The organism is Bradyrhizobium sp. TM233 (assembly GCF_036247965.1).
Lineage (GTDB): Bacteria > Pseudomonadota > Alphaproteobacteria > Rhizobiales > Xanthobacteraceae > Bradyrhizobium > Bradyrhizobium ottawaense.
In genome coordinates this window covers 868,294-875,482 of record NZ_BTIG01000003.1, presented here as the reverse complement: position 1 = coordinate 875,482, position 7,189 = coordinate 868,294, and the positions used below count along the sequence as shown (strand labels likewise).

6 protein-coding genes are annotated in these 7,189 nt (G+C 65.9%); 4 read left to right on the top strand and 2 right to left on the bottom strand.

Annotation, left to right across the window (positions count from 1 at the left end; translation table 11 throughout):
- Positions 1-820 precede the first annotated feature (820 nt).
- The 4 genes from AABA86_RS11130 (at position 821) to uraD (ending at position 3,417) form a co-directional block, all read left to right on the top strand.
- Positions 821-1,084 carry a hypothetical protein gene (locus AABA86_RS11130; RefSeq protein WP_212250322.1) on the top strand — a complete coding sequence of 88 codons (264 nt, stop codon included), beginning with the start codon at positions 821-823 and terminating at the stop codon, positions 1,082-1,084.
- Between the two features lie 90 nt (positions 1,085-1,174).
- Positions 1,175-1,588 (top strand): DUF3830 family protein, encoded by a 414-nt coding sequence (locus AABA86_RS11125; RefSeq protein ID WP_014493672.1) that lies wholly within the window; start codon positions 1,175-1,177, stop codon positions 1,586-1,588.
- A complete protein-coding gene (gene puuE / locus AABA86_RS11120; protein WP_338306723.1) occupies positions 1,589-2,524 on the top strand; it encodes an allantoinase PuuE in 936 nt (311 codons plus the stop codon).
- Between the two features lie 5 nt (positions 2,525-2,529).
- On the top strand, positions 2,530-3,417 hold the full coding sequence (gene uraD / locus AABA86_RS11115) for a 2-oxo-4-hydroxy-4-carboxy-5-ureidoimidazoline decarboxylase (RefSeq protein WP_338306722.1): 888 nt from the start codon (positions 2,530-2,532) through the stop codon (positions 3,415-3,417).
- A 97-nt stretch (positions 3,418-3,514) separates the two neighbouring features.
- On the opposite strand, the gene AABA86_RS11110 is transcribed toward uraD, so the two are convergent.
- Positions 3,515-6,241 carry a molybdopterin-dependent oxidoreductase gene (locus AABA86_RS11110; RefSeq protein WP_338306721.1) on the bottom strand — a complete coding sequence of 909 codons (2,727 nt, stop codon included), beginning with the start codon at positions 6,239-6,241 and terminating at the stop codon, positions 3,515-3,517.
- Positions 6,238-7,065, bottom strand: a complete 828-nt coding sequence (locus tag AABA86_RS11105) for an FAD binding domain-containing protein (protein WP_338306720.1) — start codon at positions 7,063-7,065, stop codon at positions 6,238-6,240. The genes AABA86_RS11110 and AABA86_RS11105 overlap by 4 nt, the downstream gene beginning before the upstream one ends.
- Positions 7,066-7,189: the final 124 nt, after the last annotated feature.

Below are 7,189 nucleotides of genomic sequence, written 5' to 3'. Positions count from 1 at the left end.
TTTACCGAAATTCGGTTTCGGCGTATGTATCGCTCATCCCGGCTTGACCTTGAGGGGCGATCGCGCGTCGTCACGTTTCGCGAGCCGGGCTTGCGGTGGACGCGGCAGCGTCGGCACGAGATGGTAGCGGGCAGGGCGGGTAGTCCCTGTGAGCCCGAAACCGCGTGCGGACGAGCGACGCTGAACGCGTACGGCAAAACCGTGTGGTCCTGGCCGTCGTTGCTACGGTCAAGCCTTTCGAAGGTGCGCGCGAGCCCAACCGGGCGGACGGCATCGTCAATTCGAACGGCGAGGGAGGCCAGAGGGAACTCGGCTCCCGGGAGAGCACGGCATAAGCCGTCCAACCATCGCGCAGGGAAGGCCGAGTGATCGGCACCACCTGTATGCTGCTGTGCGGTTCTTTCTGCGTGTGCATTTCGCGCAGCGGACCGCGGGTGCGAGCCAGCACCCGGCCTTCCCTGCGCCCTCTTGGATTGGAGGGTAGCGAGACCAAGCAAAGCTCGGGCGAATTGAGCCGCGAGAATGCGAAGGCGTGTCTGCGAGCCGAGCTGCGTGCCACAATCTCGATCTCGTAGGGTGGGCAAAGCGGAAGCGTGCCCACGCCTTGTTGCTTATGGAGAGAGATCGTGGGCACGGCGCTGTGCGCCTTTGCCCACCCGACGGCACTGCCGCTGGGATGCGCACTGGCGCATTGCAATGACGGTGCGCCGCAGAGCTAGCACATGCCGGCTAAATATTCGGCAATCGCGCCCTCTGGCGCCGATGGACTTGCCCGCCCCAATCCGGTTCAATGGGCCAATCGAGCTTTCAGGCGACAACGATGTCGAGATATCTGCTGGTCCTGCTGCTGCTGGCCTCACCGGCGGCCGCGCAAGTCAAGTTGGCGCCGAAGACCGCGGCCGGACATCCCGATCCCTGTGCCCCGATCGGGCGTACCGCCGACGGCAAGCTGGTCTACTCCATGACGTGCGAAAACCTGCCGCCGCCGCGGGCGGAGCTGAAGGAAGCCCCTCCGCCGGCCGCCGAGCCGGAACCACAGACGCGGCAGAGCGGCATTTTCGGCTGGTCCTACGACCGCAGGTGACGCGTCCGCGCCCCTTGCGCGAAACTGTCGGGAGTGCTCTTTGCTTGAAAATGATCCGTGGGGCCACCGGCCCCGATCCAGAGAGATGAGATGAGCAAACTCGTTATCCGTGCCGGCGACTTCACCTTCGATGCCCGCTTCGAGGAGCAACTGGCACCCAAGACCGTCGCCGCCTTTCGCAAGGCACTGCCGTTCGAAAGCCACATCATCCATGTGCGCTGGAGCGGCGAGGGCGTGTGGATGCCGCTCGGCGATCTCGATTTCGGCGTCGGCTACGAGAACCACACCAGCTATCCCGCGCCGGGCCAGATCATCCTCTATCCCGGCGGCATCAGCGAGACCGAGATCCTGCTGGCCTATGGCGGCGTGCACTTCGCCAGCAAGATGGGCCAGCTCGCCGGCAACCACTTCATCACGCTGACTTCGGGCCTGGAGAATCTGGCGACGCTGGGCAAGAGCGTGCTGTGGAAGGGCGCGCTGCCGATCCGCTTCGAGGAAGTCTGAGTGACTGACGCACGCTACCCGCGCGATCTCCGCGGTTACGGCCGCAACCCGCCGCACCCCGAGTGGCCCGGCAACGCGCGGGTCGCGGTGCAGTTCGTCGTCAATTTCGAAGAAGGCGGCGAGAACAACATCCTGCACGGCGATCGCGCCTCGGAAGCGTTCCTGTCCGACGTGCTTGGCGCACAGCCCTGGCCGGGCCAGCGCCACGCCAATATCGAATCGATGTTCGAATATGGCTCGCGCGCCGGCTTCTGGCGGCTGTGGCGGATGTTCACAGCGCGCAACTGGCCGACCACCGTGTTCGGCGTCGCCACCGCGCTGAAGCGCAACCCTGAAATCGTCGCCGCCATGAAGGAGGCCGGCTGGGATATCGCCAGCCACAGCCTGAAATGGATCGAGCACAAGGACATGACCGAGGCGCAGGAGCGCGCCGAGATCGCGGAGGCGATCCGCGTCCACACTGAGGCCACCGGATCGCGGCCGCTCGGCTGGTACACCGGGCGCTCCTCGATCAACACCAACCGTCTGCTGATGGAGGAGGGCGGCTTCCTCTATCTCTGCGACTCCTATGCCGACGATCTGCCCTATTGGGTCAAGGGCGCGGGCGGCAAGCAGCTCGTCATTCCCTATACGTTAGACGCCAACGACATGCGCTTCATCAACCCGCAAGGCTTTGCCGAGGGCGAGCAGTTCTTCACCTATCTGAAGGACGCCTTCGACGTGCTCTACGTCGAGGGTGAGACCGCGCCGAAGATGATGTCGGTTGGCCTGCATTGCCGTCTCGCCGGCCGGCCCGGCCGCGCTGCCGGCCTGATGCGCTTTCTCGATTATATCGGCAAGCACGAGCGCGTCTGGGTGCCGACGCGATTGCAGATCGCCCAGCACTGGCACGACAGGCATGCGCATCTCGCTGCCACTGCGTTCGAGATCGGTTGAGGACGATGCCGCGAATTTCGCTCGCCGACCTCAATGCCGCAAGCCAAGCCGATTTCGTCGCGGCGCTCGGCAATGTCGTCGAATATTCGCCGTGGATCGCTGAGCAGCTCGCCGCCAAGCGGCCGTTCGCCGGCATCAACCAGTTGCACGCAGCGCTGATGGCGGCGATCCAGAGCGCTGAACCCGACGTCCAGCTGGCGCTGATCCGGGCGCATCCCGATCTCGCCAGCAAGACCCAGCGCGCGGCGGGGCTGACGGTGGACTCGACCGACGAGCAGAACAGCGCCGGCCTCGACAGGTTGTCGGAGGCTGAATACGCGGCGTTCGAGCGCGTCAACAGCGCCTATCGGGACAAGTTCGGCTTCCCCTATATCGTCTGCGTGCGCCGCCACACCCGGGATTCCGTGCTGCGCGACTTCGAGATCAGGTTACGCAATATCGCCAAGACAGAGGTGCGGCGCGCAATCGAGGAGATCGGCCGCATCTCTGCGCTGCGGCTGGATCAGCTCGTCATGTCCGATGACAGGCTTAAGGTGCACGGCCGGCTGTCGACGCATGTGTTGGACAATCACACGGGCAAGCCGGCGTCCGGTATCCCGATTGAGCTCGTGGAGCTCGCCAGCCTCGGCGAGAGCCGTGTGATCGCGCGCGCGGTCACCAATGCGGACGGCCGCACCGATCAGCCGTTGATCGGCGGTCGCCCGCTGCCGATCGGCCGCTACGAGCTCAAATTCAGCGTCGCCAGATATTACGCCGAGCGCAACGTGCCCCTGTCCGACCCGCCGTTCCTCGACGAGATCCCGCTGCGCTTCGCGGTCAGCGAGCCGGAGGGGCATTATCACGTGCCGCTATTGATCACGCCGTGGAGCTATTCGACCTATCGCGGCAGCTAAAGCATGATCCGGAAAAGTGCGCAGCGGTTTTCCGAAAAGATCATGCTTAAACAACAACCCAAAGCGCGATGACGATTCATCCTAATCGCATCGCGATTTAGTCGCCGAACTTCGCCTGCAGCGCTGGGAACAGCCGGTCCGGCTTGAAGGGCGGCGCGGTGAAGCGGATGCCGGTGGCGTTCGCAATCGCGTTGCCGAGCGCGGCGGCGACCGGATTGTACGGACTTTCGCTCATCGACTTCGCCCCTAGCGGTCCGATCGTATCGGACGTCTCGGCGAAGAAGACCTCGGTGCGGGGCACGTCCGCGAAGGAGGGCAGGTGGTAGTCGCGGAATTTCGGGTTGGTGACGCGCCCCTGGGCGTCGATCACCATCTCCTCGTAGAGCGCGGCGCCGAGCGCCTGCGCGACGCCGCCTTCGACCTGACCGCGGCACTGCATGGGATTGGCGACCACTCCGGCGTCCGCGGCGTGGACGCTCCTGAGAATCCTGAGCTCGCCGGTGGCCTTGTTCACGGCGATACGAAAACCCTGGACGTTGAAGCCGACCGAACGCGGCGTTCCCTCGGAATTACCGCTGCCTGCGAACGGCTGCCCGCGCTCGCGCGCGAGCTTCACCAGCTCCGCAAAAGACATGCGCCGGACGCCGCTGACGACTGCGTTGTCCTCGAGCACGCAGCTCCCGATGTCACACAGCCACGCGCCGGCGGCGGCCGCCTTCAATTCGGTCGCAAGCTGCAGGGAAGCCGCATGGGTCGCCTTGCCGGCGACGAACATGCCCGCGCTGCCATAGGCGCCGGTGTCGTGGCCGCCATGGGCGGTGTCGGACTGGCGCAGGCGGATTCTGTCGACGGTGGTTGCCAATGTCGTTGCCGCGATCTGCCGATGCACGGTGCTGGTGCCGTTGCCGAATTCGGCGGTGCCGACGGTGAGATCGAAACCGCCGTCCTCACGCAGCGCGATCATGGCGTCGGCGAGGTGGCCCGCCGGCGGCGCGGTGTCGATCATGGTCAGCGCGACACCGTCACCGATCAGCCAGTCCGGCGACAGGTCCGGCTGCGGACCATCGGCCTGCATCGCGCGCTCGACGAGGTCAAGGCACTGGTCGAGGCCGTAGGAGCCGTAGAGCACGTCGTGAAATTCGGACGGCGGCGGCGACAGCATGGGATCGCCGTTCCTGACGATGTTGCGCCGGCGCATCTCGTAGGGGTCGATGCCGAGCTGCCTTGCCAGCTCGTCGATCGCGGCCTCGATCGCGATCAGCGTCTGCGGCAGGCCATAGCCGCGAAACGCGCCCGCCGGTACCGTGTTGGTGTAGACCGCGTAACCGTCCACCCGCTTGTTCGGGCAATTGTAGACCGCGATGGACTCCGACAGCGAATGGAACATCACCGGGCCGGCGTGATTGCCGTAAGCGCCGGTGTTGGAGAGCACGTCGAGCTGGAGCGCGGTGAGCTTGCCGTCGGCATCCGCCCCGGCCTTGATGTGGACCCGCATCGGGTGCCGCGTCGAGGTCGCGATGAACTGCTCCTCGCGTGTGAGCTCCAGCTTCACCGGACGTCCCGTCTTGAGCGCAGCGAGCGCCAGAATGTCCTCGACGAACATCTCCTGCTTGCCGCCAAAGCCGCCGCCGACGCGCTCGCAGAACACGCGGACCTTGTCGGGAGGAAGCTTGAAGATATCCGACAGCGCGCGCCGGGTCAGGAACGGGACCTGTGTCGAGGTGCGGACGTTGAGCACGCCCGAGGCATCGAGCCAGGCGAGGCCGCCATGGGTCTCCAGCGCCGCATGCTGCACGCGATGACTGTGGAAGGTGCCCTCGTAGGTGACGACAGATGTCGCGAGCGCCGCCGCGACGTCGCCGAACTCGCCATGCGTTTCCGCAGCGAGGTTACGCTGGGGATCGGCGATGCGGTTCGCGGCGGTGCGGTCGGGATGAATGATGGGCGCACCCGGCGCCATCGCCTGCTCCGGATCGATCAGCGCAGGCATAATCGCGTACTCGACCTTCAGCCGGCGGCAGGCGTCCTCGGCGGCGGCTTCGCTTTCGGCGACGATTGCAGCAACCCTCTGGCCGATGAAGCGCACGACGTCGTCGAGAACGCGGGTGTCCTCGGGGTCCATCCAGTCCATCTCGTGCCGCGCGGTCGAGATCAGGATCGAAGGTGCGTCTTCATGCGTCAGCACCGCGTGCACGCCGGGAACGCGAAGGGCGTCCGACTTGTCGATCGCGACGATCCTGGCGTGGGCATGCGGCGAGCGCGCCAGCTTGACGTGAAGCAGGCCGTCGATGGCGGTGTCGAAGGTGTAGCGCGCGTTGCCGCGCACGATGTCGGGGCCTGCGGGCGCCGGCAGGCTGCGGCCAAACGCGGCGCCGGGCTCGACGCTCGCCTCGACATTGGTGTTGCCGAGCAATGCATCCTCGATCGCGCGATAGCCGGTGCAGCGGCAGATATTGCCCTTCAGCGCCGCGCCGAGATCGGTGCGCTGCGCCTGGTTCAGCGAGGCGCAGGTCAAGATCATGCCGGCGGTGCAGAAGCCGCATTGAAAGCCCTGCGCATCGAGGAAGGCCTGCTGCATCGGATGCGTGCCGTGGTCTCCGCCAAGACCTTCGATCGTGGTTACAGTCCGTCCCTCGGCCCGGAACGCCGGGATCAGGCAGCTGTGCACCGGCTCGCCGTCGAGCAGCACGGTGCAGGCGCCGCAGTCACCGGCATCGCAGCCCTTTTTCACGCCGAAATGGCCGAGTTCACGCAGGAACGTGCGCAGGCACTGCCCGGCGCGCGGCTCCTGCGCAAACGGCTTGCCGTTGACCTCGAAGCTCATGACGGCCTTGCCCCCAGCAGCTCGCGGCGAACCTCTTCGGCGAGCCGCAATGTCATATGCTTGCGCCAGAGCGGCTGGCCGTGGATGTCGGTGTGGTACAGATCGTCCGTGATCTGCTGGACGATCGCATCGCGCAGCACGCTCGCGTCCGGGGCCCGGCGAAAGGACAGCTGGATCGGCCGCACCGTCGATGCGGTGACCGTGAGCGTCAGCGTGCCGTCGGTATCAAGGCTGCCGATCAGGAGCGCCGCCGAGCGGCCGACCGGCGCCAGCGAGATCTGGCGAAACGCCGTGCGGCGCTTCAGCGCGGCGATCGGAATGTCGATCTGGCGAAGCAGGTCGCCCGGCGTCAGGCGATTGCGCTGGTTGCCGGTGACGAATTCGACGACAGGAATCGTCTGCTCGCCGCCGCCGGCCTTCCAGACGGTGCAAACGCCGCCGAGCGCTGCGGTGAGCGAGATCATCGGTCCGGCCGGCAGCGACATGCAGAGATTGCCGCCGACAGTCGCGGATTTCCAGATCTTGAAGGACGCAAGGAAGGCGCGGCAGCACTGGTTGATCAGCGGCGCGGCGAGCCAGTCGGGCGGGCAGGCAAGTCCATCGAGCTGCGCGACCGTGCACGTGGCGGCGATGGAGAGATGTTTGTCCGTGATCGTCAGCGCCGGCCATTTCAGGTCGGTCAGATCGATCAGCCGCTTCAGATGGACCTGCGGCTCCGAGAACAGCCAGGTGCCGCCCGCGAGCCAGGCGTCGCCTGCCGTCCAGGCCGGCAATTGCGCTCGCGTTTGCGGATGGGCGACCGTCGTGATGGTATTCAAATCCATGGCTGCGCCAACGTCCCCGCCGGGTGAATCGCGCCGATGAGTCTTGCAAGACCGGAGCCAAGTCGCAACAAACAAGTCGTCGCGGGAAGGTGGCCGGGCCGGCGTTTATCTGGCTGGCCTGTCA